Source organism: Bradyrhizobium sp. STM 3566 (assembly GCF_045571445.1).
Lineage (GTDB): Bacteria > Pseudomonadota > Alphaproteobacteria > Rhizobiales > Xanthobacteraceae > Bradyrhizobium > Bradyrhizobium vignae.
Genome location: NZ_CP120692.1, coordinates 6,932,420 through 6,954,576, shown reverse-complemented (window position 1 = coordinate 6,954,576; position 22,157 = coordinate 6,932,420). Strand labels below are relative to the sequence as shown.

General features: G+C 64.2%; 24 protein-coding genes. 12 read left to right on the top strand and 12 right to left on the bottom strand.

Translation table 11 applies throughout. The annotated features are described in order from the left end of the window. Nucleotides 1–31 precede the first annotated feature (31 nt). The 4 genes from P6U27_RS33020 (at nucleotide 32) to P6U27_RS33005 (ending at nucleotide 3,816) form a co-directional block, all read left to right on the top strand. The gene (locus P6U27_RS33020) at nucleotides 32–1,366 is read left to right on the top strand and encodes a sodium:proton antiporter (protein ID WP_407194528.1); all 1,335 of its coding nucleotides are present in this window, start codon (nucleotides 32–34) and stop codon (nucleotides 1,364–1,366) included. Nucleotides 1,367–1,415: 49 nt separating this feature from the next. Continuing rightward, nucleotides 1,416–2,513 carry a calcium:proton antiporter gene (locus tag P6U27_RS33015; protein ID WP_129144608.1) on the top strand — a complete coding sequence of 366 codons (1,098 nt, stop codon included), beginning with the start codon at nucleotides 1,416–1,418 and terminating at the stop codon, nucleotides 2,511–2,513. Nucleotides 2,514–2,525: 12 nt separating this feature from the next. Then, a complete protein-coding gene (locus P6U27_RS33010) occupies nucleotides 2,526–2,810 on the top strand; it encodes a cupin domain-containing protein (RefSeq protein WP_129144609.1) in 285 nt (94 codons plus the stop codon). 91 nt (nucleotides 2,811–2,901) lie between these two features. Next, nucleotides 2,902–3,816 carry a hypothetical protein gene (locus tag P6U27_RS33005; RefSeq protein ID WP_129144610.1) on the top strand — a complete coding sequence of 305 codons (915 nt, stop codon included), beginning with the start codon at nucleotides 2,902–2,904 and terminating at the stop codon, nucleotides 3,814–3,816. 26 nt (nucleotides 3,817–3,842) lie between these two features. Here the strand turns inward: P6U27_RS33005 and P6U27_RS33000 are convergent, their stop codons facing one another. Then, on the bottom strand, nucleotides 3,843–4,493 hold the full coding sequence (locus P6U27_RS33000) for a tetratricopeptide repeat protein (protein WP_122405602.1): 651 nt from the start codon (nucleotides 4,491–4,493) through the stop codon (nucleotides 3,843–3,845). A 223-nt stretch (nucleotides 4,494–4,716) separates the two neighbouring features. After that, a complete protein-coding gene (rpsU, locus tag P6U27_RS32995; RefSeq protein ID WP_027573137.1) occupies nucleotides 4,717–5,013 on the bottom strand; it encodes a 30S ribosomal protein S21 in 297 nt (98 codons plus the stop codon). A 262-nt stretch (nucleotides 5,014–5,275) separates the two neighbouring features. Here rpsU and aqpZ point away from each other — a divergent pair, with 262 nt between their 5' ends. After that, entirely contained in the window at nucleotides 5,276–5,998 is a 723-nt protein-coding gene (gene aqpZ, locus P6U27_RS32990) for an aquaporin Z (protein WP_129144611.1), read from the top strand. A gap of 39 nt (nucleotides 5,999–6,037) precedes the next feature. Here the strand turns inward: aqpZ and P6U27_RS32985 are convergent, their stop codons facing one another. Together P6U27_RS32985 and purE are read right to left on the bottom strand one after the other, a co-directional pair. Next, complete coding sequence (locus tag P6U27_RS32985) at nucleotides 6,038–7,144, bottom strand: 5-(carboxyamino)imidazole ribonucleotide synthase (protein ID WP_129144612.1); 1,107 nt, start codon at nucleotides 7,142–7,144, stop codon at nucleotides 6,038–6,040. Continuing rightward, nucleotides 7,141–7,629 carry a 5-(carboxyamino)imidazole ribonucleotide mutase gene (gene purE, locus P6U27_RS32980; RefSeq protein ID WP_122405599.1) on the bottom strand — a complete coding sequence of 163 codons (489 nt, stop codon included), beginning with the start codon at nucleotides 7,627–7,629 and terminating at the stop codon, nucleotides 7,141–7,143. The genes P6U27_RS32985 and purE overlap by 4 nt, the downstream gene beginning before the upstream one ends. Before the next feature lie 142 nt (nucleotides 7,630–7,771). Between purE and P6U27_RS32975 the strand changes: the two genes are divergently transcribed. Further along, on the top strand, nucleotides 7,772–8,503 hold the full coding sequence (locus P6U27_RS32975; protein WP_162500444.1) for a GGDEF domain-containing protein: 732 nt from the start codon (nucleotides 7,772–7,774) through the stop codon (nucleotides 8,501–8,503). Here the strand turns inward: P6U27_RS32975 and P6U27_RS32970 are convergent. The 3 genes from P6U27_RS32970 to P6U27_RS32960 all read right to left on the bottom strand — a co-directional run bounded on the left by P6U27_RS32970 (nucleotide 8,500) and on the right by P6U27_RS32960 (nucleotide 9,315). Continuing rightward, the gene (locus P6U27_RS32970; protein WP_129144613.1) at nucleotides 8,500–8,751 is read right to left on the bottom strand and encodes a hypothetical protein; all 252 of its coding nucleotides are present in this window, start codon (nucleotides 8,749–8,751) and stop codon (nucleotides 8,500–8,502) included. The genes P6U27_RS32975 and P6U27_RS32970 overlap by 4 nt on opposite strands. Before the next feature lie 21 nt (nucleotides 8,752–8,772). Continuing rightward, nucleotides 8,773–8,979 (bottom strand): hypothetical protein, encoded by a 207-nt coding sequence (locus tag P6U27_RS32965; protein WP_122405596.1) that lies wholly within the window; start codon nucleotides 8,977–8,979, stop codon nucleotides 8,773–8,775. Nucleotides 8,980–9,108: 129 nt separating this feature from the next. Further along, entirely contained in the window at nucleotides 9,109–9,315 is a 207-nt protein-coding gene (locus tag P6U27_RS32960) for a YdcH family protein (protein WP_008546179.1), read from the bottom strand. Between the two features lie 328 nt (nucleotides 9,316–9,643). Between P6U27_RS32960 and P6U27_RS32955 the strand changes: the two genes are divergently transcribed. Further along, the gene (locus P6U27_RS32955) at nucleotides 9,644–9,823 is read left to right on the top strand and encodes a YdcH family protein (RefSeq protein WP_025034152.1); all 180 of its coding nucleotides are present in this window, start codon (nucleotides 9,644–9,646) and stop codon (nucleotides 9,821–9,823) included. Between the two features lie 166 nt (nucleotides 9,824–9,989). Here P6U27_RS32955 and P6U27_RS32950 read toward each other — a convergent pair whose 3' ends face one another. Continuing rightward, on the bottom strand, nucleotides 9,990–11,093 hold the full coding sequence (locus P6U27_RS32950; protein WP_122405595.1) for an NAD(P)/FAD-dependent oxidoreductase: 1,104 nt from the start codon (nucleotides 11,091–11,093) through the stop codon (nucleotides 9,990–9,992). Between the two features lie 202 nt (nucleotides 11,094–11,295). On the opposite strand from P6U27_RS32950, the gene P6U27_RS32945 reads away from it, so the two are divergent. After that, complete coding sequence (locus tag P6U27_RS32945) at nucleotides 11,296–13,983, top strand: EAL domain-containing protein (RefSeq protein ID WP_122405594.1); 2,688 nt, start codon at nucleotides 11,296–11,298, stop codon at nucleotides 13,981–13,983. 39 nt (nucleotides 13,984–14,022) lie between these two features. Then, the gene (locus P6U27_RS32940) at nucleotides 14,023–15,483 is read left to right on the top strand and encodes a glycerol-3-phosphate dehydrogenase (protein WP_129144614.1); all 1,461 of its coding nucleotides are present in this window, start codon (nucleotides 14,023–14,025) and stop codon (nucleotides 15,481–15,483) included. On the opposite strand, the gene P6U27_RS32935 is transcribed toward P6U27_RS32940, so the two are convergent. After that, nucleotides 15,480–15,695 (bottom strand): hypothetical protein, encoded by a 216-nt coding sequence (locus tag P6U27_RS32935; protein ID WP_129144615.1) that lies wholly within the window; start codon nucleotides 15,693–15,695, stop codon nucleotides 15,480–15,482. The two genes, P6U27_RS32940 and P6U27_RS32935, sit on opposite strands and share 4 nt — an antisense overlap. Nucleotides 15,696–15,819: 124 nt before the next feature. Here P6U27_RS32935 and P6U27_RS32930 point away from each other — a divergent pair, with 124 nt between their 5' ends. From P6U27_RS32930 to P6U27_RS32920, 3 genes are read left to right on the top strand one after another with little or no spacing between them, the layout of a single operon-like run. After that, the gene (locus tag P6U27_RS32930) at nucleotides 15,820–16,992 is read left to right on the top strand and encodes an ABC transporter ATP-binding protein (RefSeq protein WP_129144640.1); all 1,173 of its coding nucleotides are present in this window, start codon (nucleotides 15,820–15,822) and stop codon (nucleotides 16,990–16,992) included. Next, a complete protein-coding gene (locus P6U27_RS32925) occupies nucleotides 16,989–17,903 on the top strand; it encodes an ABC transporter permease (RefSeq protein ID WP_129144616.1) in 915 nt (304 codons plus the stop codon). Before P6U27_RS32930 ends, P6U27_RS32925 begins: the two co-directional genes overlap by 4 nt. A 4-nt stretch (nucleotides 17,904–17,907) precedes the next feature. Beyond that, nucleotides 17,908–18,720: an ABC transporter permease gene (locus P6U27_RS32920; RefSeq protein ID WP_129144617.1), complete on the top strand. Its 813-nt coding sequence runs from the start codon at nucleotides 17,908–17,910 to the stop codon at nucleotides 18,718–18,720. Between the two features lie 224 nt (nucleotides 18,721–18,944). Here the strand turns inward: P6U27_RS32920 and P6U27_RS32915 are convergent, their stop codons facing one another. The 3 genes from P6U27_RS32915 to P6U27_RS32905 form a co-directional block, all read right to left on the bottom strand. After that, nucleotides 18,945–19,796, bottom strand: coding sequence for a carbohydrate ABC transporter permease (locus tag P6U27_RS32915; protein ID WP_122405588.1), 852 nt, complete (start codon nucleotides 19,794–19,796; stop codon nucleotides 18,945–18,947). Beyond that, on the bottom strand, nucleotides 19,793–20,665 hold the full coding sequence (locus P6U27_RS32910) for a carbohydrate ABC transporter permease (protein WP_122405587.1): 873 nt from the start codon (nucleotides 20,663–20,665) through the stop codon (nucleotides 19,793–19,795). The genes P6U27_RS32915 and P6U27_RS32910 overlap by 4 nt, the downstream gene beginning before the upstream one ends. Before the next feature lie 90 nt (nucleotides 20,666–20,755). Beyond that, nucleotides 20,756–22,141: an ABC transporter substrate-binding protein gene (locus P6U27_RS32905; RefSeq protein WP_122405586.1), complete on the bottom strand. Its 1,386-nt coding sequence runs from the start codon at nucleotides 22,139–22,141 to the stop codon at nucleotides 20,756–20,758. Nucleotides 22,142–22,157 lie beyond the last annotated feature (16 nt).

Sequence of the window (22,157 nt, the reverse complement as noted above, 5' to 3'; positions counted from 1 at the left end):
GCTGGCGGCGACGGGGCTCGATGGTGCGGCGATGCGCTGGCCCTATGCGCTGCCCTTTGCCGGCTTGCTGCTGTCGATCGCCTTTGGGCCGCTGCTTTTTGCGAAATTCTGGCACCATCATTACGGCAAGATCGCCGCGGCTTGGGCGCTGCTGGCGCTCGCCTCGCTCGTCTTCTTTGCCGGCGGCATGGCGACGCTGGCGGCGCTCGTTCATGCCATGCTCGCCGAATATCTCGGCTTCATCGTGCTGCTGTTCTCGCTCTACGTCGTGGCCGGTGGCATCCTCATCACAGGGGACATCAAGGCGACGCCGGCAAGCAATTTGGGCATCCTTGCACTCGGCACGTTCGGGGCGAGCGTCGTCGGCACCACGGGTGCCGCGATGATTCTGATTCGCCCCTTGCTCCGCGCCAACCGGCTGCGGCGCCACAACACCCACGTCGTCATCTTGTTCATCATCCTCGTTGCCAATGTCGGCGGCGCGATGAGCCCACTTGGCGATCCCCCGCTCTTCGTCGGCTTCCTGCACGGCGTCGACTTCTTCTGGACCACGCGGACCATCTGGTTGCAGACCGTGATCGTGGCCGGGCTGCTGCTCGCGATCTTCGTCGCTGTCGACGTCTGGCGCTTCCGGAGCGAGCCGCCGCTCGATGACACCGGCCCGGCACAGCCGGTCCGCGTCCGCGGGCTGCTCAATTTGCTGCTGATCGCGGCCATCGTCGCCAGCCTGCTCGCCTCGGCGCTCTGGAAGCCGGCCATCGCCTTCGACATTCTCGGCACCAAGCTGGAGCTGGAGGATGTCGTCCGCAATCTGGTGCTGCTGGTGATCGCGGCGCTCTCGGTGTGGCTGACGCCCGACGAGCACAGGCAAGCCAACGGCTTCACCTGGGAGCCGATCCGCGAGGTCGCCAAGCTGTTCGCAGGGATCTTCGTCGCCATCATCCCGGTCATTGCCATGCTCAAGGCCGGCCATGACGGTGCGTTCGCCTGGCTGCTGTCGGCCGTGACGGAGCCGAACGGCGCACCACGCGAGGCCGCCTATTTCTGGTTCACCGGCCTGATGTCCGCGTTCCTCGACAATGCGCCGACATATCTGTTGTTCTTCGAGCTCGCCGGTGGCGACCCGCGGGTGCTGATGCATGAGCTCTCGGGCACGCTCGCGTCGATCTCCATGGGGGCGGTCTACATGGGTGCGCTCACCTATATCGGCAACGCGCCGAACTTCATGGTGAGCAGCATTGCCAGCGAGAATGGCGTCGAGATGCCGAGCTTCTTCGGCTATCTCCTGCGCGCGGGCGCCGTGCTGGTCCCGCTGTTCCTGCTGCTGACGTTCCTGCCGGTCGCCCCGATCCTGCAGTGGCATTGAATCTCGCGCCTGATTTGATACTGCTCATTCAAGCAACTGGAAGCGGTGGATGAGCGCATATAGTCCGATGCCCCGGTCGGCCTGGATCTTCCCCGCGCTCGCCGTGCTGTTGTTCGCAGCCGTCAGCGCGACCGGTTATGTGTTCACGCTGTCGTTTGGCGGGCTTCTCTTCGCCATCGTCCTTCTGGTTATCCTGTTCGGCACGGTGTTCGCCGCTGTTCATCATGCCGAAGTGATCGCGGAGCGGGTCGGCGAACCCTATGGCACGCTGGTGCTGACGCTCTCGGTGACCATCATCGAGGTGGTGCTGATCACCACGATCATGCTGGGCGACAAGCCTGCGCCGGAACTGGCCCGCGACACCGTGTTCGCCGTGGTCATGATCGTCTGCAACGGCCTCGTCGGCCTCTGCATTTTGATCGGCGGCCTGCGCTATCGCGAGCAGGGTTTTCAGCTCTCCGGCGCCAACGTCTATCTCAGCGTGCTGTTCGCGCTCGCGACCATCACGTTGATCCTGCCGAACTACACCATCACCACACCTGGCCCGGTCTATTCCTCGGTCCAGCTCGGCTTCGTCGATGTCGTCACGCTCGCGCTGTATGGGGTCTTTCTCTACACCCAGATCGTCCTGCACAAGGATTACTTCGTTCATGAACGGACGGAGGGCGAGGGCGGGGAGGGGCACCTGTCGGCCGGGATGTTCGGGCTCACCGTGGCGCTGCTCCTGGTCTCGCTGCTGGCAGTCGTGCTGCTGGCCAAGAAATTCTCGCTGGTGGTTGATGCCGTCGGCGCCAGGATCGGCGCGCCGCCGGCCTTCGCCGGCCTTCTGGTCGCGCTGCTGATCCTGATGCCCGAGGGTGTCGCGGCCATTGCGGCGGCCCGCAAGAACGACCTCCAGAAGAGCATCAATCTCGCGCTCGGCTCGTCGCTGGCGACCATCGGCCTGACCATCCCCGCCGTCGGCGTCGCCACCTACGCGCTCGACAAGGAGCTCGAACTCGGCCTCAGCGCCCAGGGCAGCGTGCTTTTGCTGCTGACCTTCTTCCTGAGCATGCTGACCTTCGGCACGGGCAGGACCAATGTCCTGTTCGGCCTGGTCCATATGGTGGTATTTGCCGTCTACGTGTTCATGGTTTTCGTGCCGTAAAAGGAACTCCAGATGCTTGCCGCCAGGTCCGAGGTTCAGGTCGACAACGAAGAGGTCCGGGTCACGGAATGGCGCCTTCCGCCTGGCAGCGCGACCGGCCATCACACCCACGGCATGGACTATGTGATCGTGCCCGTGGTCGCCGGCGAGATGACCATCGTGGCGCCCAATGGCGAACGGTCCAAGGCGCAACTCGCCGCCGGAAAATCCTACTTCCGCAAGGCGGGCGTCCAACATGACGTACTTAACGAAACCTCAACTGAGATCGTGTTCGTTGAAGTCGAGCTAAAACGTTGAGTTGGCGCGACCGTTTGCCATCGATCCGTCGCAGTTGATCCCTCACAATGCCCTAAAGTTCCCGCATCAGATCGCGCGGGGAGTGGTCGGAATGCTGAAATACCTCGCAAAAATTTCGATGGATATTTTCCCCTCGGTGCTCGCGACGATCATCGGGGCCTACATCGTTAATCATTACATCAACGCCAAGCCGGCGGCCGACACTCCAGCCGCCGCGGTCGCGCCTGCCAAGACCGGCAGTGACAAGCCCACCGATACCGCCAACCTTCCTGCCCCCGGCGTCAAAGCCAAGGGCATCTCCGAGAAGAACGTCACGGACAAGGCGGCGGCCGAGAAGCCTGCCGATCATCAGGCGCCTGTCGAGACCAAGGCCGCAGACGTGGCTCCCGCCGAAATCAGCCCGCGCGGCCGTCCGCGCGACAAGGCCGCGGCCAAGTCCGCTCCGGCTGCCTCTGCTCCCGTGGTTGAGGCCAATTCTGCCGCGACTGCGGCTTCTCCAGCCGCCACCCCCGACGCCAACGATCTCGCGCGTGCCGCGATCGAGCGCCTGCGCAAGTCGCCTGAGGGCAAGGCCGCTGAGGCCAGATCTTCCGAAACCAGGCCCGCCGAGGTTCGCTCGTCGGAGACCAAGCAAGCCGAGCGGCCGGCAGAGCCCGTGGTGCGGGAAGCCACCCGCACGCCGGAGGCTCCGCGGGTCGTCAGCATGGAGCCGGCCCCGGTTCGTCCGCTGCCGCCGCCGATCACTGTATCGACGCCCTCATCTGAGGCCTATGGCAATGGTGGCTCCAATCCGCCCTACACGGCCTCGGTCAGCAGCGACGATCCGAATCGGGTGACGCCGCCGGCTGACATTCCCGTGCCGGTCATCGCGCCACCGCTCGATCTGCGTGCCGACGCTGGCGCCTCCATGCCGCGGCCGAAGAAGACCAATGTCGCCGACGAGATGCTGTCGGGCATGAAGTCGATGTTCAACGCCGTTCTGCCGAAGAGCGCTACCCCCGACTGAGCTGCGCTCCGCGTTGCGCCAAACCGTCAGCCGCCGACGCGGGCGAGGCCGCTGCGGGCGGCGTCATCGCGTGGACGCAGCGCGACCGCCTTGGTGTAGGACGCCGCCGCCTTGGCCCTGTCGCCCAGCCGCTCATAGGCCTGTCCGCGCGTGGTCCAGACCTGGGCGTTGTGCGGATCGGCCTCGGAGGCTTCATCGAGATCGGCTGCGGCCTCCTTGTTCTTGCCGAGCGCAAGATAGCTGTTGGCGCGGCCGAGCAGCGGCTCGGCCTTTTGCGGGTTGAGCCCGCTCGCAGCGCTGAAATCGGCGATCGCGAAGTCGTGCTGGTTCTTGCCCTGGTAGATCAGCGCGCGGCCATAAAGCGCCTGCGCATTGTAGGGGTCGAGCCCGACCGCGCGATTGAACTCGTCGAGCGCTGCCGCGGTCTCGCCTGACTTCGCCAGCGACTGGGCCTTTGCGGTATGGGCCTGAGCTTCGGCGATGTTGCCGGCGCTCACCGCGCTCTCGGTGGGCGCGGCCGTCTTGGGTGCTTCTTGCGGCTTGTCCTTCTCGGGGAGTAGCGATCCGAGATCGAAGGAGCAGCCGCAGAGCGCAATCCCCATCACGGCCAGCGCGAACGGCTGCCGCCAGATCTGGCGTAGCCGCGGCAAGCCACGCTCGGGGAAGGGAGAGGCCATCTACGGTTCGCTCGCGCTAGAGCATGCTCCGGAAAAAGTCTGAAGCTGTTTTCCGAAGAGATCATGCTCGAACAAAACCAAAGCGCGATGATAATTCGTCCCAGTCTCATCGCGCTTTAGCGCCGCATCGGTAGTGCCCGTCCCGGAAAGGCACCGCTCACAAACAATGACGCGGGCCAAGGGCCCGCGTCATCGAAAACTGAGGTCTTACAGGTTCGGCAAATCAGCGCGGGCCGCGCGGGCCTGCACCGGCGCCGCCACGAGCGCCGCGATCACCGCCCGGGCCGGCGCCGAACACCGGCTTCGGCTTCATCGGCAGCAAGCCTTCGCGCTGCAGCTTCTTGCGGGCCAGCTTGCGCGCACGGCGCACGGCTTCGGCCTTTTCGCGGGCCTTCTTCTCGGAGGGCTTCTCGTAATGACCGCGGAGCTTCATCTCGCGGAAAATTCCCTCGCGCTGCATCTTCTTCTTCAGCGCCTTGAGGGCTTGATCGACATTGTTATCGCGAACGAGAACCTGCACGCGGCATCCTCTTCAGGTGGATCGGATTTGAATTCTGGTAAGTCAAAGGGGATGGCAAAAGCCCGGCGCCCTTAACCTTGAGCGCGGGGATGTATCAGACAAAACCAGAGATGTCCACCGGCCAAGCGGGTTTTCGGGCCAAGTTCGGCCATTAAATGCGGCGAAAATACCTCCATGCGGCCCCGATTTTGGAGATTTGGCGCCATTTGGGGGGCTGTGACCGGGGCTTTGTTCCGGCCTCTTTGAAATGAGGGGACTGTCCATGGACATGAAAAAATACGCCGCCGAGGGCATCGGCACCTTCTGGCTCACTTTCGCAGGCTGCGGGAGCGCGGTCATCGCCGCCGGCTTCCCCCAGGTCGGCATCGGCCTGGTCGGTGTCTCCCTCGCGTTCGGCCTGAGCGTCGTCACCATGGCTTATGCGATCGGCCACATCTCGGGCTGCCATCTCAACCCGGCTGTCACGGTCGGTCTCGCCGCCGGTGGCCGCTTTCCGGCGGGTCAGATCCTGCCCTACGTGATCGCCCAGGTGGCGGGTGCGATCGTCGCCGCGTGGCTGCTGTACGTCATCGCGAGCGGAGCGCCCGGATTCGATGTCGGCAAGGGCTTCGCCTCCAACGGCTATGATGCGCATTCGCCCGGCCAGTACAGCATGATCGCGTGCTTCCTCACCGAGGCGGTGATGACCATGATGTTCCTGTTCATCATCATGGGTGCCACCCACGGCCGCGCGCCGGCGGGTTTCGCACCGCTCGCGATCGGGCTCGCGCTGGTGATGATCCATCTCGTCAGCATTCCCGTCACCAACACGTCGGTGAACCCGGCGCGCAGCACCGGCCCGGCACTGTTCGTCGGCGGCTGGGCGCTGTCGCAACTCTGGCTGTTCTGGGTTGCACCGCTGATCGGCGGCGCTCTGGGTGGGGTGATCTATCGCTGGCTCAGCGAGGAGCCTACCGGCGTCGTCGCGGGCGTGAAGACCGCGTGATCGCAAAGAGCGGGATCGCAGGTCGAAGCTGCGGTCCCGTTACTTGCCGATGGTGGGGCGCACTTCGGTGACGTGACCCATCTTGCGGCCGGGACGCGGCGCGCCCTTGCCGTAGATGTGGACGGTGGCGCCCGGCACGGTGAGCCACTTCTCGTAATCTTTGATCTCGTCCCCAATCAGGTTGGTCATGGTGACGACCTCGCCATGGCGCACCGGCTTGCCGAGCGGCCAGCCGGCGATCGCGCGGATGTGCTGCTCGAATTGCGAGACCGAAGCGCCGTCGAGCGTCCAGTGTCCGGAATTGTGCACGCGCGGGGCGATCTCGTTGACCAGTACCTTCGCTCCGGTGCCATTGGCGAGCACGAACATCTCGACGGCGAGCACGCCGACATAATCGAGCGCGTTTGCGATTTTGGTCGCGACGCTGCGCGCTTCATCGGCGAGAGCGTCCGGGATCGGTGCCGGTGCGCGGGAGATTTTCAGAATGTGGTCGCGGTGTTCGTTCTCGGTGACGTCGAAGCACTCGACCTGGCCTGTGGCCGACCGTGCAGCGATCACGGAGATCTCGCGCTCGAACGGCACGAAGGCCTCCAGGATCGCCGATTTGGTGCCGAGACTGGTCCACACCTTGGCGATGTCGTCGCCCTCGCGGATGATGGCCTGGCCCTTGCCGTCATAGCCGAAGCGGCGGGTTTTCACCACGGCCGGGAGGCCGATTCTCAGGATCGCCTCGCGTAGCGAGGAGACGGAGGTGACGTCGGCATAGGCCGCAGTGCCGATGCCGAGCTTCGTCACGAAATCCTTCTCGGCGAGCCGGTCCTGGGTGGTCTCGAGGATCCTGCGATTGGGCAGCACCGGGCGGCGCGCGTCCAGCACCATCGCGGCGGCGGCAGGCACGTTCTCGAATTCGTAGGTGATGACATCGACGTCGCTCGCGAACAGCTCGAGCGCTTCGACATCGGCGTATTCGGCGCAGGTCGCGTTCAGCACGACGTCGAAGGCCGGCGAATCCGGATCGGGCGAGAACACCTGACAGCGCAGGCCGAGCCGGGCCGCGGCCATGGCCAGCATCCGGCCCAATTGTCCGCCGCCGAGGATTCCGATGGTGTCACCGGGCTTCAGCTTCACGTGCCTGGTGTCGGTCACGCCTTGTCCTCCGGGCGCTCGGCGACCGCCTCAGTTTGAGCCTTGCGCCAGGCGGCGAGGCGATCGGACAAGGCCGGGTCGGACAATGCCAGCACGGCGGCTGCCAGCAGCGCGGCGTTGATCGCGCCAGCCTTGCCGATGGCGAGGGTGCCGACCGGGATGCCCGCTGGCATCTGGACGATCGAATAGAGCGAATCGACGCCCTTCAGCGTCTTGGATTCGACGGGAACGCCGAATACCGGGAGTTCCGTCAGCGCCGCCGCCATGCCGGGCAGATGTGCGGCGCCACCGGCGCCGGCGATGATGACCTTGTAACCCGCGGCCTTGGCGCCCTTGGCGAAAGCAAACAGCCGGTCGGGAGTGCGGTGGGCCGAGACGACGCGGCTGTCGGCGGCAATGCCGAGCGCGTCAAGCGTGTCGGCGGCATGCCGCATCGTGTCCCAGTCCGACTGGCTTCCCATGATGATGGCGATCGGCGCGGTCATGACATCAAATGTGCCCGGAAAAACAGAAAGATAGGCCAGATTAAAGGTTCCGGCCGGCGGCTCGCAAGGCGGTGGCAAGGAGAAGGGAATCCACTATCCTGTCTTGGTGAATCCCCGCAAGCCTTCATTGAGCAGGATGCCCATGAAGAAACCAAAAAGGGCTAGCGCCGCGAAGGCCAAAGAGGGCCGGAAGACCAGCGCCGGCCGATCCAATGCCGCCCCCAAACGGCCGACCAAGCGTCGGGCGAAGCCGTCGCGGCGCGCCGCGTTGGATGATGACGGAGCCAGAGACAACGTCAGGGCGACGATCCGGGGCTTGCGGGCCAAGCTCAAGGAAGCGCAGCGCCGGGTCGCGGAGCTGGAAGCTGCGGCCGACACCGATTTCCTGCTCGAAATTCACAACCGGCGCGGCTTCGAGCGCGAGCTCGCGCGCGCCATCGCCTATATGAAGCGCTACCGCGCCAGCGGGGCGCTGATCGTGCTCGACGTCGACCGGCTGAAGCCGATCAACGATTCCTTCGGCCATGCCGCCGGCGACGAGGTGCTCAAGGCGATTGTCGCCACGCTGACGCGACAGGTGCGCGCCTCCGACGTGGTCGGCCGGCTCGGGGGCGACGAGTTCGCGCTGCTGCTCTGGAATCTCAGCGAGACCGATGCCAAGGCGAAGGCCACGGCCTTGGAGCAGGCGATCGACGAATTGTCCTTCGTCTTCCGCGGGCAGCACGTGACCGCAGGCGCCTCTGCCGGCGTCGCGTTGCTCGGTCCCCACTCCGACGCAGGCCGCGCCCTGGAGGAGGCCGATGCCGCCATGTACGTCCGCAAGGCGCACCGCCGGCACGAGCCGCGGATCAGGCTGGCCAGCGGCGAGCGTTAGAGGGTCGCAAGATCTTCGGGCACGTTGCCGAATTTGCGCAGCAGCGTCGCGTCACCGAACTCGCCGGTCATGGGATCGCCGCTGCGGCTGAACGCGATCGCGCCGATATGGCCGGCGCCGCGCGCGAGAATCTCTGCGCGTCGTAGCGCCGCCGTCGAGGACTGACACTCCTCCGCGGCGCCCGCGACCGGCGAGCCGTCGGCATCGATCAAGAAGGGCATTGCAACGTAGTAGGTCACATCTGACATGGCGTTGCTCCAATGATGAACTCAGGCGGCGCTGCTCTTGCTCCGCGAGGTTTCCGGAATGCAGCCGGCCGAAATCGCCGCCTGCAATTCCTCCAGCTCGGCTTCCAGATATTCGTTGGCCATGATCAGCGCCTTGATGGTGCTGCGCAGATTGCCGTCGCACATCGCGATCGCCTGATCGCAGGCCTGTTCATAATGGCTGTTGTCGAGAAGAGGCGTTGCCGACATCTGCGTTGTCCTTGTGCCTTGTCTTTGCATTTTCCTGGGGCCGCTGGGATCCTTCGAATGTTCCTATTTTGTTCTTTTTGAGTCAAGTGGATTCAGCTGCGGCGAGCGCCGCGAAAGACCGGCTTAGGCTCAGGCGATGATGTCGGGGGTAATCTGGTCTTCGATGAACGCGATGCGGTCGCGCAACAACAGCTTGCGCTTCTTGAGCCGCTGTAACCGCAATAGGTCGGGCGCGGGCGATTGATGCAACGCATCGATCGCCGCATCGAGATCTCGGTGTTCCTGCTGCAACCGGGTGAGCTCGGCTTCGAGCTCACGCTCATCTTCATTGGTCATGTCTGCGGTGGCCGAAAACCGATAGCCGTGAATCTGGGCTGTGGATGCCCTGTGGAAATTATCGTCCTTGCGCGGCGTGATCGCAAGCGATCTGCGACCCTCGCTCGCCGATCTCCCGCAACATATTTCTGCGAGGAGCTGTGGCCTTGCGCAGCTGCATTGATATCATGGATTTTTCCCGCGTGGTTCCCTTGGTCACGCTTCCTTACATATGAACTTTCAAAAATGACGGCGCGACAACGGATACCCATCGACAGGACGAATCGGTGATGTAGACTTGGCTGTCCGGATCGAATCCTGAGGTTCAACCCTACCGAGGAGGTTTCGAATGACAATTCAGGCACATCTTGTTGAATTGGAACGGAAGCACAAACTTCTCGAAAACGAATTGCACGAAGCTCTTGTGCACCTTTCAACAGACGACCTGCAAATTGTTGAGTTGAAGCGCCGGAAGTTGATGGTCAAGGACCAGATCGAGCGTCTGAAGCAAGGCGACACGCTCCACTAGTAACCCCGTAACACCGCAGAGTTGATCACATCCTTCGCAGGGGTGAGAGCATTCGTGCTCATCCCTGCTGCAGGGTGCACGCCGTGCAAGATCTTTGCACGGCGCTGGTCTTTGTTTGGACGCGTTGCCCTGACGCGAACTGGTATCCACTTCGCACGAAGACGCTCTAGATGCCTGCGAGCTCGGCGACGTGATCGGCGATCGCGAGCGACGACGTCAATCCCGGCGATTCGATGCCGAACAGATTGATCAACCCTGCGACGCCGTGATCGTGCGGGCCTTGCATCAAAAAATCCTGCGTGGCCACGGCCGGCGGCACGATCTTCGGGCGGATGCCCGAATAGCTCGGCATCAGCGCGCCATCGGGCAGTGTCGGCCAGTATTTGCGGATCGCCGGGTAGAAGCGCTCGGCGCGTGAAGGATCGACCTCGTAGTTGATCGTTTCGATCCACTCGACGTCAGGCCCGAAGCGGGCCTGCCCTGCCATATCCAGCGTCAGGTGCACGCCCAATCCGCCGGGTTCGGGCACCGGATAGATCAGGCGCGAGAACGGCGCCTTGGCGTTGCAGCTGAAGTAGTTTCCCTTGGCGAGGTAGGCCGGCGGAATCCGGTCCAGCGGCATGCCGTCGATGTTGCGCGCCACATTCGTCGCCGAGAGGCCGGCAGCGTTGACGAGAAGGTCGCATTGCAGAGTCATCGGTGCCTCGCCGCCGGCATCGATCTCGATGACACCGGCCGCCGCCTTGGCGCGGATCAGCGGGGTGTGAAACGCGAAGGCGGCGCCGGCGTCCTCGGCCTCGCCGCGCAGCGAGAGCATGTAGGCGTGGCTGTCGATGATGCCGGTTGACGGCGACAGCAGCGCGGCGTCGCAGGCGAGCGCCGGCTCCAGCGCGCGTGCGGCCTCGCCCGAAAGCAGCTGCATGTCGAGCACGCCGTTGGCTTCGGCATGCGCCTTGATCGATTGCAGCTTCTCGGTCTCCTTCGGGCTGGTCGCGACGATCAGCTTGCCGCAATTCTTGTGAGGGATGCCGCGGTCGGCGCAGTAGCGGTAGAGCGCGTGCTTGCCGGCAACGCACATGCGCGCCATCCAGCTTCCGGCGCGGTAGTAGATGCCGGCATGGATCACCTCGCTGTTGCGCGAGGAGGTGATGGTCCCAATGGCCTCGGCTTCCTCGAGCACGATCACCTCGCGCCCGGTCTGCGCGAGCTTTCGGGCCACCGCGAGACCGATCACGCCGGCTCCGATGACGACGCAGTCGACCCTATCCATGGTTGCGCAGGATGTCCGCTGGAAGCGCCGGTGGCGTCAGGCCTGGAAGCGGCGGCGCAGGGGAATTTTCCGTTAAGAAAGCATTTATCATGTCAGGGCAATTGCCGTATTTCGCGTCACATTTTTCTATTGTGGGTACAAGCGTTTACCCGATCCAAACCCGCGAGGCCAGACAATCCGACGTTGAAATCGCGGGTGGCTGATGGCTGAGAAGAACTGGCACGTGGGCAGCACGCTTCCGATTGCTGTGCAGGCCGTCATGTGCCTGGCCGGCGCGGCCGCGCCTGTGCGCGCCTTTGCGGCTTCGGACGGGTTCACCGTTCCGGGCGATCTCACCAAGCTTGATCCCAACGTGATCTGGGAAGCCCTGATCGCGGGCATCGTCATCTGCGCGTTCCTCGGCGCGATCGCGCTGTGGATCCATTCCTCGCTGCGTCAGACCCGGCGTTTGCAGTTGCGGCGCAATGCCTTCATCTCGTCGGCCCTGAACAATCTCAACCAGGGCGTGGTGATGACGGATGCGCAGCGGCGCATCATCTTCTGCAACGACCGCTATCTCGATATTTACGGCCTGACCCGCTCCGACCTTTGGACCGGCATGACCGCCCATGATATCCTCGAGCTGAGGCGCAAGCGGGGCGTCCTCGGCGGCGTCTCTGACAACGAGTTCTACGAGAAGGCGGCAAGCCCTAATGGTCTGATCACCGAACTGCCCGACGGGCGGGCCATCCTGGTGAAATATTTCGTGCTGCCGAATGGCGGCTCGGTTGCGACGCATCTGGACGTCAGCGAGCAGCGGAGGCTGTCACGGCAGCTCGCCTCGACCAAGCAGTTCCTGGAGACGGTGCTGGACAACGTGCCGGCCTGCGTCGCGGCGAAGAACATCGAGGACGGCCGCTACATTTTCGCCAATAGCGCCTGCGAGCGGTTCTGGGGGTTCTCGCGGGATCATGTCGTCGGCAAGAATGCGCGCGAGTTGTTTGCGCCGGTCTCGGCAGCCACGATCGAGGCGACCGACCGGGCGGCGCTCAATTCGCCGGACGGCGAGTTCCGCAACGAATTCGAGCTCGAGCGGGGCGAAGAACGGCGCATGGTCGCTTCGATCCGGATCGTGGTCCGCAACGAGAGCGACAAGCCCGAATTCCTGCTCATCGTGTTCGAGGACATCACCGACCGCCGCTCGCTGTCGAAGGAGCTGGAGAGCACCAAGAAGTTCCTCGAGCTCGTGGTCGACAATATTCCGGTCGCGCTGATCGTGGAGCAGGTCAAGGACGGCCGCTATCTGCTCGCCAACCGCAGCGCGGAGACGATCCTCAACCGCAGGCGCGAGGAAGCCACCGGCCTGACCGCCTCCGACATCTTCAACGCCAAGGAAGCGAAGCTGATCATCGCGCGCGACGAGGCCGCGATCAAGAAACGCGGGATGATCACCGAGGAGCATCCGATCTCCACCAAGGACGGTCTGCGGCTGTTCCTGACCCGCCGCGCCACCGTGCTCAGCGACGCCGGCGAACCGCAATATCTGATCAAGACCCACGAGGACGTCACGGATCGCCGGCAGACCGAGTCGCGCATGGCGCACATGGCCTATCACGACGGTCTCACCGATCTGCCGAACCGCGCCGCCTTCCTGCAGGCGCTGACTCAGATGATCGAGGCCTGCGAAGGCACCGGCGAGGAGTTCGCCGTGCTCTGCGTCGACCTCGACGGGCTCAAGGAGGTCAACGACGTCTTCGGCCATGCGCTCGGCGACAAGCTCCTGATCGAGGTGGCCCAGCGGCTCCAGGACTCCGCCCGCGGCGGCGTGGTGGCGCGCCTGTCCGGCGACGAGTTCGGTCTCATCATCGACGGCAAGCAGCCGCAAGCGGGGCTCGCGCTGGCGCAGCAGATCGGCGAAGCCGTCGCGGAGGAGTTCCAGATCGATGGCCGGCCGGTCCGTGCCGGCGTCACCACCGGCATGTCGATCTTCCCGCACAACGGCACGGATGGCGCCTCGCTGCTCGCCAACGCCGGCGCCGCGCTGTTCCGCGCCAAGCAGAAGTCGCGCGGCACGATCAGCCTCTACCAGCCGGAGATGGACCAGCAGATCCGCAATCGCCGCGTGCTGCACCAGGATCTTTCGATGGCGATCAAGAACGGCGAGCTCTCGCTCGCCTTCCAGCCGCAGGGGGCCGCCCGCCACAGCGTCGCCGAGAGCGAGATCATCGGCTTCGAGGCGCTGGCGCGCTGGCAGCATCCGGTCCGCGGTCAGGTCTCGCCGGCCGAATTCATCCCGATCGCTGAGGAGAGCGGCCTGATCGTCGAGATGGGCGAGTGGATCCTGCGCGAGGCCTGTCGCGAGGCGGCGTCCTGGCCGAAGCCGCTGCAGGTCGCGGTCAATTTGTCGCCGGCGCAGTTCATGCACGGTGACGTGGTTGGCCTCGTCCATTCGATCCTGATCGAGACGGGCCTTGCACCGGGCCGGCTCGAACTCGAGATCACCGAGGGTGTGCTGATCGAGGATTTCGATCGGGGCCTTGCGCTGCTGCGCCGCCTCAAGGCGCTCGGCGTGCGCATCTCCATGGACGATTTCGGCAGCGGTTACTCCTCGCTGAGCTACCTCCAGGCGTTCCCGTTCGACAAGATCAAGATCGACCGCGCCTTCATCATCAATCTCGGCCGCAACCCGCAATCAGCGGCGATCGTGCGTGCCGTTATCGACCTCGGCCACGGCCTCGAAATGTCGATCATCGCCGAGGGCGTCGAGACGGTGGAGCAACTCGCCTTCCTCGCCAAGGAGGGCTGCGACGGCGTGCAGGGCTATCTGCTCGGCAAGCCGCTGCCGATCGGGAAATATGCCGATCTCGTCGGCCGCGCCGAGGTCATGGAGCTCGCGCTCAAGACCGGCTAGTGATGCTGAGCGCTACCAACGCTCCCATTCGACGGCCTCATGGCGGACTACGATCTTGCGATCATCGGCGGCGGCCTGAACGGTGTCAGCCTCGCGCGCGATGCGGCTGGCCGCGGCCTGCGCGTGATTCTGTTCGAGCAGGGTGATCTCGCCGGCGCCGCGTCGTCGGCGACACCGCGGCTGATCCATGGCGATCTCGCGGTGCTGGAGCGCCGTGGCTTCTGGCGGGTGCGCCGAGCGCTCGCCGAGCGCCGGATCTGGCTCGCCATCGCGCCGCACCTGGTCCGGCCGATGCGCTTCGTGATTCCGGCCCATGCGGACGAGCGTCCACCGTGGCTGCTGCGCGCTGGCCTGTTCCTCTATGACAGCCTCGCCAGCCGGAACGGCCTGCCCGGATCGACGACCCTCGACATCACGCATCATCCGGTGGGCAACGCGCTGAAACGTCCGTTCGGCACGGCGTTCGAATATTCGGACTGCGTGGTCGACGATTCCCGTCTTGTCGTGCTCACGGCCCTGGATGCCGCCGAGCGTGGCGCTGCGATCCGGACCGGGGCGCGCTGCGTCCGTGCCGACCGAAGCGAGATCTGGCGCCTCGCGGTGGTCGATCGCGGACACCGCCGTACCGTCACGGCGCGGGCGCTGGCCAACGCGACCGGCGGCTGGACCTCGATGGTCGCGGAGACCGTGCTGCGGCAGCCGCAGCCGGTGATGGCGGCTACTCAGATGAGCCAGATCATCGTGCCCAGGCTGTTCGATTCTGAAAACGTCTACGTCTTCCAGAACAATGATGGACAGCTGATCTTCGCCCGGCCCTTCGAGCGCGATTTCACGCTGATCGGCACGGTCACGCACGCCTTCACGGGCGATCCCGCCATCGTTGCGATGCGAGGAGCCGACATCAGCTATCTCTGCGAGGCCGTCAGCCGCTATTTCCGCGAGCGCGTCGCCCCGATCGACGTGGTCCGCACGGTCTCGGGCGTCAACCTGACGCTGGCGTCCGCGCGCGGCCGCGACGAGACGACGCTGTTCCACGCGCGCCGGGGCAAGGCGCCGCTGCTCACGATGTTCGGCGGCGACGTCACCACCTCGCGCTTGCGCGCGGAGTGGGCGGTGACGAAGCTGACCCCGTTCTATCCGATGTCGCCGCCCTGGACCGCGGGTGCGGCGTTGCCCGGCGGAGATTTCGCCTGGGATCGTTTTGACACCGAGGTCGAGCTTGCGCGCGACCGCTGGCGCTTTCTGCCGGAGTCGGAAGCCCAGCGCCTGGTTGCGGCCTACGGCTCGGGATTGTCGGCCGTGCTCGGCGAAGCAAGGACACGCGAAGAGCTTGGTCCGGCTTTCGGTCCCCGACTGACCGGCGCCGAGGTGCGCTATCTCGTGACCCGCGAATGGGCGCGTTTTCCGGATGACGTTCTGTGGCGCCGTTCCAAGCTGGGCCTGACAATGCCTGCGGCGGACTGTGAGGCGCTGGCGGCGTTCATGGCGGATTTGACTTAGGCGGGACCTCGCGCACCCGGCATCCCTCCGGGATCGCGAGCCCCATGGCGGATGGCATATGCGGCAATTGCCGTTCTCTCGTCATCCGACAGGATGACAGGAGGCGCTGCATCGGTACCGGCAAGCTGGAGTACGATGCGGGCAATATCGTCCTGCGCGTCTGCGGGCAGACTGCGTGCGATCTCCAGGGCCTGATCCGGCAACTTGGTCATGTCCTGATCATACGCCCTTTGACGCGCGTCGCATGAAGGCCAATTTCCGGTCATCCGCCCTGAACCGGTTGAGCTAAACACGATCGACCGCTAGCGTGCGGCGGAATCGGGGTTGGCAGGGATCATGGCGGAAGAGCTGCCCGGAAGGGATGTTCAAGCGGATGTGACTGGCGGAGATGCGCTTCCCGCGGCGGGCCAGCCGTTGCTGCGCATCGAGGGCGTGGCCAAGCGCTTTGGAACGTTCCGGGCCGTGGACGGCGTGTCGCTCGACATCAAGTCCGGCGAATTCTTCGCGCTGCTGGGGCCGAGCGGCTGCGGCAAGACCACGCTGCTGCGCATGCTGGCGGGCTTCGAGGCGCCGGACGAGGGACACATCCTGCTCGGCGGCAAGGATATCGCGCAGGCGCTACCCCACGAGCGTCCGATCAACATGATGTTCCAGAACTATGCGCTGTTTCCGCATTTGTCGGTGCGCGACAACATCGCCTTCGGCCTCAAGCGTGCCGGCATGGCGCGCGCCGAGATCGCCACCCGCGTCGCGGAAATGGTCGCTCTGGTGAAGCTCGAGGGCCTGGAGAAACGCAAGCCGGACCAGCTCTCCGGCGGCCAGCGCCAGCGCGTGGCGCTCGCCCGCGCCCTGGCGCGCCGGCCGCAACTCCTGTTGCTCGACGAGCCGCTTGCGGCCCTCGACAAGAAGCTGCGCGAGAGCACGCAAGGTGAGCTGATGGAGCTGCAGCGCCGGCTCGGCATGACCTTCATCATCGTTACCCACGACCAGGAAGAAGCGATGACGATGGCGAGCCGGATCGGCGTGATGAAGGCCGGCAAGCTCGCGCAGGTGGCTAGTCCTCGCGAGCTCTATGAGGCACCACGCTCGCGCTGGATCGCCGAGTTCGTCGGCGACATCAATCTGTTCGACGGTGAGACAAAATTGCGCGACGGTCATCGTCTGGTCATCGGCACGCGTGATGCGGGTGCGCTGGTGGTCGCCGAGCCGCGCGAACCGCTCGGCACGGGAAAATTCGCGGTCGCGATCCGCCCCGAGAAGGTCAAGCTGTCGCGTCGCGCCCCAGTGAGCGAGGCGGGCCGTGAGACGGCGATCAACCTGCTGGACGGCGTCATCGCCGACATCTGCTATCTCGGCGGCACCACCACCTACAAGGTGAAGCTCGATTCCGGCGGGATGCTGCAGGCTTCGGTCGTCAACAGCGCGCGCCTCGACGTCGATGCCTACAGCCTCAACCAGCATGTCGTCGCCTGGTTCACGCCCGACGATTGCGTGGTGCTGCCGTCATGAGCTCCCGCCGCATCTTCGCGCGGCCGGCGCGCTTCGCTGCGATCGCACCCTATGTCTGGATGGCGCTGTTCTTCCTGGTGCCGTTCGCCTTCGTCCTCAAGATCAGCCTGTCGCAGACCGCGATCGCGCAGCCGCCCTATGAGCCCGTGTTCGACCTGACGGCGGGATGGGAAGCGCTCAAGGCCGCCTTAGCCGCGCTGTCGATCGACAATTTCAGGCTGCTCGGTTCCGACGACATCTATGTCTTTGCTTATGTCCGCAGCCTCACCGTCGCCGTGACCGCGACTGCACTGTTGCTGCTGTTCGGCTATCCCATCGCCTATGGCATGGCGCGATTGCCAAAACGCTGGCAGGCGGTGGCGATGGTGCTGGTGATCGTGCCGTTCTGGACCTCGTTCCTGATCCGCATCTATGCCTGGATCAACATCCTCCAGCATGATGGCCTGCTCAACCAGATCCTGCTGGCGCTGCATCTGGTCAGCCAGCCCGTGGTGTGGCTCTCCACCGACACCGCGATGTATATCGGCATCGTCTATTCCTATCTGCCGTTCATGATCCTGCCGCTCTACGCCACGCTCGCCAAGATGGAGCCGGCGCTGGAGGAGGCGGCCTCCGATCTCGGCGCGCCGCCCTGGCATGTGTTCTGGCTCGTCACCTTTCCGCTGTCGCTGCCCGGCGTCGGGGCCGGCGTGCTGCTGTGCTTCATCCCGATCGTCGGCGAGTTCGTGATCCCTGATCTCCTGGCCGGCTCCAATGCGCTGATGATCGGCCAGACCCTGTGGCTGGAATTCTTCACCAACAAGGACTGGCCGGTCGCCTCCGCCGCGGCCATCGTGCTGCTGGTCGTGCTGCTGCTGCCGCTGCTGCTGTACGAGCGGCTGCAGAAGCGGCAGCTGGAACAGAGGCGCTGAGACGATGCGCAAGGTTTCGCGCCTATCACGCTTCAACATCGCGTCGCTGGCGCTGGGCCTGGCGTTTCTCTATTTGCCGATTCTCATCCTCGTTCTCTATTCCTTCAACGCCTCCCGGCTGGTGACGGTGTGGGGCGGGTGGTCGCTGCGCTGGTACCGCGAGTTCTTCAAGGACCGCGCCATGATCGAGGCGGCCTGGATGAGCCTGCGGGTCGCGGTCTCCTCCGCGACGATCGCCACGCTGCTCGGCACGCTCGCGGCGGTGGCGCTGTCGCGCGGTGAACGCTTCCGCGGCCGCACGCTGTTTTCCGGCATGCTCTATGCGCCGCTGGTGATGCCGGAGGTGATCACCGGATTGTCGCTGCTCTTGCTGTTCGTCGCGCTGAACGCCGAGCGCGGCTTCTGGACGGTGACGATCGCCCACACCACGCTGACGATGTGCTTCGTCGCGGTGGTCGTGCAGTCCCGACTCGGCTCGCTCGATCGTTCGCTGGAGGAGGCCGCGATGGACCTCGGCTGCAACCCGGTTCGGGCGTTTATGGCCGTCACCCTGCCGCTGATCGCGCCTGCGATCGTCGCAGGCTGGATGCTCGCCTTCACGCTCTCGCTGGACGATCTCGTCATCGCGAGCTTCACCACCGGCCCCGGCTCGGCGACGCTGCCGATCCGCATCTATTCGGAGGTGCGGCTCGGTGTGAAGCCTGAGATCAACGCGATCTGTACGCTGGTGATCGCCCTGATCGCGGTCGTCATCGTCATTGCCTCGCTCGCCTCGAAGCTGTCGAGCTCGCAGGGCGAGAGCGCGGCACCGCTTTAGAGCAGGATGAGTTTTTGCTTGAAACGATGCGAGCCGAGGAGGCAGATCACCTCTCCCGACGGGAGAGGTCGGATCGCATCAAAGATGCGATCCGGGTGAGGGCTTGAGGTCTCGCTGATCGCTGCGGCCCCTCACCCGGATTGCTCAGGCGCGCAATTGCGCGCCGAAGCAATCCGACCTCTCTCCGCCGGGGGGAGGTGAACCGAAGCCGCCTCGATACGCACTCAGGACTTCACCGCACCCGCCGTGAGCCCGCCCACCATGTAGCGGCGGAAGGCGTAGTAGACCGCGGCCGGCGGCAGCGCGTAGATGAAGCCGGTCGTCATCAACAGCTCCCACGGCGAGTCGTCCGCGGCGAGGAAGTTGCCGAGCGCGACGGGGAGCGTGATCTCGCGATCGTTCGAGAGCAGCAGGAACGCGTAGAGATATTCGTTCCAGGCCAGCAGCACCGCATAGGTGCCGATCGCGACCAGCGAGGGCATCATCAGCGGCAGATAGACCAGTCGGAAGATCTGCAGCGTCGTGGCACCGTCCATCACCGCGGCCTCGTCCAGCTCCACCGGCAGCTTGTCGGAGGCCTGCTTGAGCACCCAGATCGCGTAAGGCGAGGCGATCGTCACCATGGCCAGGATCAGCGACCAGTGATTGTTGAGCAGGCCGTAATTGCCCATGGTGCGATACATCGGCACCGCGAGGAACGCCGCCGGGATGAAGTAGGTGAAGAGCGCGAGGTTCAGCACCATGCGTCCGCCCGGCACCTTCAGCCGCGAGATCGAGAACGCCGCGGCCGTGGCGATGAACAGCGTCAGCACGCCGACGGATGCCGCGATCAGCGTCGAATTCCAGAACTGGACGTAGAAGTCGCGCAGGAAATAGTGCTGCTGCTTGAACACGATCTCGAAGTTGTGCAGCGTCGGATGGTCCGGCCACAGCTTGCCCGAGAACGCGTCCTCCTTCGGGGAGATCGCGAACAGGAACATGTGATAGATCGGGATCATCGTCCACAGGAAGACGGGAATGCCGATCAGGAGCAGCCGCGCTTCCGTCGCGACGTCACGGAGAGAGGGAAGCTTCATCGCGACAACCGTTTCATCATGAAGTACACGAGCGGCAGGACGAACGGCATCGCACAGACGATGGAGGCCATCGCGAGCGAGAGCTGGTCGAGCCGGAGATAGCGGATGCCGAGCGTCGACAGCACGTGCGTGAGGTCGGCCGGGCCACCGCCGGTGAGCAGGTAGACGCTGTTGAAATCGCCCAGCGTCCAGATCATCGAGAGCAGCGTGCAGGTCACGTACAGCGTCTGCATCGACGGCCAGGTGATGTAGCGGAACTTCTGCCACCAGCTGGCGCCGTCCACTTCGGCGGCCTCGAACAGATCGTGCGAGATCGCAAGGCGTCCGGTGATCAGGATCAACGTCCAGAACGGCAGCGATTTCCAGATGTGCACGGCGATCGCCATGCTCAGCGCCACTGTCGGATCGTTCAGCCAGTTCGGGCCGTCATCGCCGGTAAGAGAGAAGATGAAATGGTTGATCATGCCCCACTCGGGATTGAGCATGAAGCGCACCGACAAAATGGTGGGGATCGACGGCACCGCCCAGGGCAGGATGAAGATCACCGAGAGCCATTTGATCCAGGTGCGCTGCTGCGCGAAGAAGCCGGACAGGAACAGCGCGATCAGCATCTTGATGTTAATGCCGATGACCAGGAAGATCAGCGTGTTGACCGCGGCGCGCGCGAAGATCGGATCGTTGTAGAGCGCGACGTAGTTTTCCGGCGCGCGTGCCAGCCACAAGCCGTAGCCGACGGGATAGACGACGAAGGCCAGGAAAACGAGCAGATAGGGCGCGAGCAGGATGATGCCCCAGACCTGCGCCGGGCTCAGCCGCGACGACAGGGGCGGGCCGGGAATTGCCTGATCGCCAGAGAGCGTGATTGCCATTTTCGGACTCTTCAAAGAGAAGCCGGCCGCGAAACGCGGCCGGTATTGTTCTTATACCTCTCCCTGCAACGCGGGGAGAGGGGCCGATGACTAACCTGCAACCTGCTTGATGCGGGCGATCAGTTCGTCGACAGCCTTGTCGACCGGAACCTTCTCGCTGACGACGCGGTTCATCGCCTTCGCCCACACGTTCTCGTTGTTGAGAATCGTGAACTTCCAGTTCTTGGTGAAGTCGAACGCCGCGGTGCCGCCCTTGAACTGCGTGTAGACGGCCTTGCGGTGCTTGTCAGCCTGCCAGAACGGGCTTTCCTGGCTTTCCTTCGTCACCGGGAACCAGCGGCCGAGCGCACCCTCGATATAGGGACGGACGTTCTCTTCCTGGAGCAGGAAGCTGATGAACTGCTTGGCCTCGGCTTTGTTCTTGGCCGCGGTGAAGATCAGACCGGTCTTGACGTCGGAGCGGTACTTGATGGTCGAACCATCCGGCGCCTTCGGGAAGGACGCCGTGATGATGTCCTGCTCATAAGCCTTCTTGCCGGCCTCGCGCTGTTCCGGCGTGAGGTTCTGATTCTGGGAATCCTCGTACCATTTCGCAGCGATCGAGATCGTGAAGTTGTGGGTCATCACGATCGTCTTGTTGTGGAAGGCGACGTTGTTGTCGGGATCCTTCCAGGTGGTCGAGGACGGCGGGGTGCAGCCCTTGATGTAGGTGTCGGTATAGTCCTTCATCGCCTTGATCAGGCCGTCGCGGACCTTGGGATCATCGACCAGCAGCTTGCCGTCGTCGTCGACCAGCTTGACGTGGTAGGCATCCATGAAGGTGTAGAAGGACTGGAAGGCGTCGGTGGATTCCACGCCCATCGGCTGGCCCACGGCGTAGATGCGCTGGCCGGTGGCCTTGCGGATCGCCGGCTGCACCTTGTCGCACCAGAACGTCCAATAACCCGTCCAGTCGTTCGGGATATCGCTCTGCTTGAAGCCGGCCTTCTCCAGCATGTCGTTCCAGATCTGGACGTGCATGCTCTGCTGCTTCAGCGGGAAGCCATAATAGGCCTTCTTCTTGGTGACATCATTGTAGAGGATCGACGCATCGAGCGTGTTCTGCACGAACCGGTCTTTGATCGGCTCCATGATGTCCGTGAGGTCCTCGAGCTTGCCCTCATAGGCCCACTTGCCCTGCGCCTGCACGTCATAGGAATCGGAATAAGCCACATCGGGAACGGTGCCGGCATCGAGCGCTGCGACCGTCTTCGGGATCATGTCCTGGATCGCGTATTGCGACAATTCGACCTTGATGCCGGTCTTGGCTTCGAATTTCTTGATCGTCTCCAGCAGCGCGTCGTCTTCGGAACGATAGAAGCCCTTGCCCCACCAGACCGTGATCGTCTTCTGCTGCGCAAAGGCGGGTGCAGTGGCGGCAAACAGCCCAACCGCAGCGACCGCCAATGATACTGCGCCAATAACCTTGGATTTCACGTTTTTCTCCCTCAAA

Excerpts from the sequence above, each read along its gene's own strand:
- P6U27_RS33020 (WP_407194528.1), top strand. The coding sequence starts at position 32 with ATGCGCTGGCCCTATGCGCTGCCCTTTGCCGGCTTGCTGCTGTCGATC.
- P6U27_RS33015 (WP_129144608.1), top strand. The coding sequence starts at position 1,416 with ATGAGCGCATATAGTCCGATGCCCCGGTCGGCCTGGATCTTCCCCGCG.
- P6U27_RS33010 (WP_129144609.1), top strand. The coding sequence starts at position 2,526 with ATGCTTGCCGCCAGGTCCGAGGTTCAGGTCGACAACGAAGAGGTCCGG.
- P6U27_RS33005 (WP_129144610.1), top strand. The coding sequence starts at position 2,902 with ATGCTGAAATACCTCGCAAAAATTTCGATGGATATTTTCCCCTCGGTG.
- P6U27_RS33000 (WP_122405602.1), bottom strand. The coding sequence starts at position 4,493 with ATGGCCTCTCCCTTCCCCGAGCGTGGCTTGCCGCGGCTACGCCAGATC.
- aqpZ (WP_129144611.1), top strand. The coding sequence starts at position 5,276 with ATGGACATGAAAAAATACGCCGCCGAGGGCATCGGCACCTTCTGGCTC.
- purE (WP_122405599.1), bottom strand. The coding sequence starts at position 7,629 with ATGACCGCGCCGATCGCCATCATCATGGGAAGCCAGTCGGACTGGGAC.
- P6U27_RS32975 (WP_162500444.1), top strand. The coding sequence starts at position 7,772 with ATGAAGAAACCAAAAAGGGCTAGCGCCGCGAAGGCCAAAGAGGGCCGG.
- P6U27_RS32970 (WP_129144613.1), bottom strand. The coding sequence starts at position 8,751 with ATGTCAGATGTGACCTACTACGTTGCAATGCCCTTCTTGATCGATGCC.
- P6U27_RS32965 (WP_122405596.1), bottom strand. The coding sequence starts at position 8,979 with ATGTCGGCAACGCCTCTTCTCGACAACAGCCATTATGAACAGGCCTGC.
- P6U27_RS32960 (WP_008546179.1), bottom strand. The coding sequence starts at position 9,315 with ATGACCAATGAAGATGAGCGTGAGCTCGAAGCCGAGCTCACCCGGTTG.
- P6U27_RS32955 (WP_025034152.1), top strand. The coding sequence starts at position 9,644 with ATGACAATTCAGGCACATCTTGTTGAATTGGAACGGAAGCACAAACTT.
- P6U27_RS32950 (WP_122405595.1), bottom strand. The coding sequence starts at position 11,093 with ATGGATAGGGTCGACTGCGTCGTCATCGGAGCCGGCGTGATCGGTCTC.
- P6U27_RS32945 (WP_122405594.1), top strand. The coding sequence starts at position 11,296 with ATGGCTGAGAAGAACTGGCACGTGGGCAGCACGCTTCCGATTGCTGTG.
- P6U27_RS32940 (WP_129144614.1), top strand. The coding sequence starts at position 14,023 with ATGGCGGACTACGATCTTGCGATCATCGGCGGCGGCCTGAACGGTGTC.
- P6U27_RS32935 (WP_129144615.1), bottom strand. The coding sequence starts at position 15,695 with ATGACCAAGTTGCCGGATCAGGCCCTGGAGATCGCACGCAGTCTGCCC.
- P6U27_RS32930 (WP_129144640.1), top strand. The coding sequence starts at position 15,820 with ATGGCGGAAGAGCTGCCCGGAAGGGATGTTCAAGCGGATGTGACTGGC.
- P6U27_RS32925 (WP_129144616.1), top strand. The coding sequence starts at position 16,989 with ATGAGCTCCCGCCGCATCTTCGCGCGGCCGGCGCGCTTCGCTGCGATC.
- P6U27_RS32920 (WP_129144617.1), top strand. The coding sequence starts at position 17,908 with ATGCGCAAGGTTTCGCGCCTATCACGCTTCAACATCGCGTCGCTGGCG.
- P6U27_RS32915 (WP_122405588.1), bottom strand. The coding sequence starts at position 19,796 with ATGAAGCTTCCCTCTCTCCGTGACGTCGCGACGGAAGCGCGGCTGCTC.
- P6U27_RS32910 (WP_122405587.1), bottom strand. The coding sequence starts at position 20,665 with ATGGCAATCACGCTCTCTGGCGATCAGGCAATTCCCGGCCCGCCCCTG.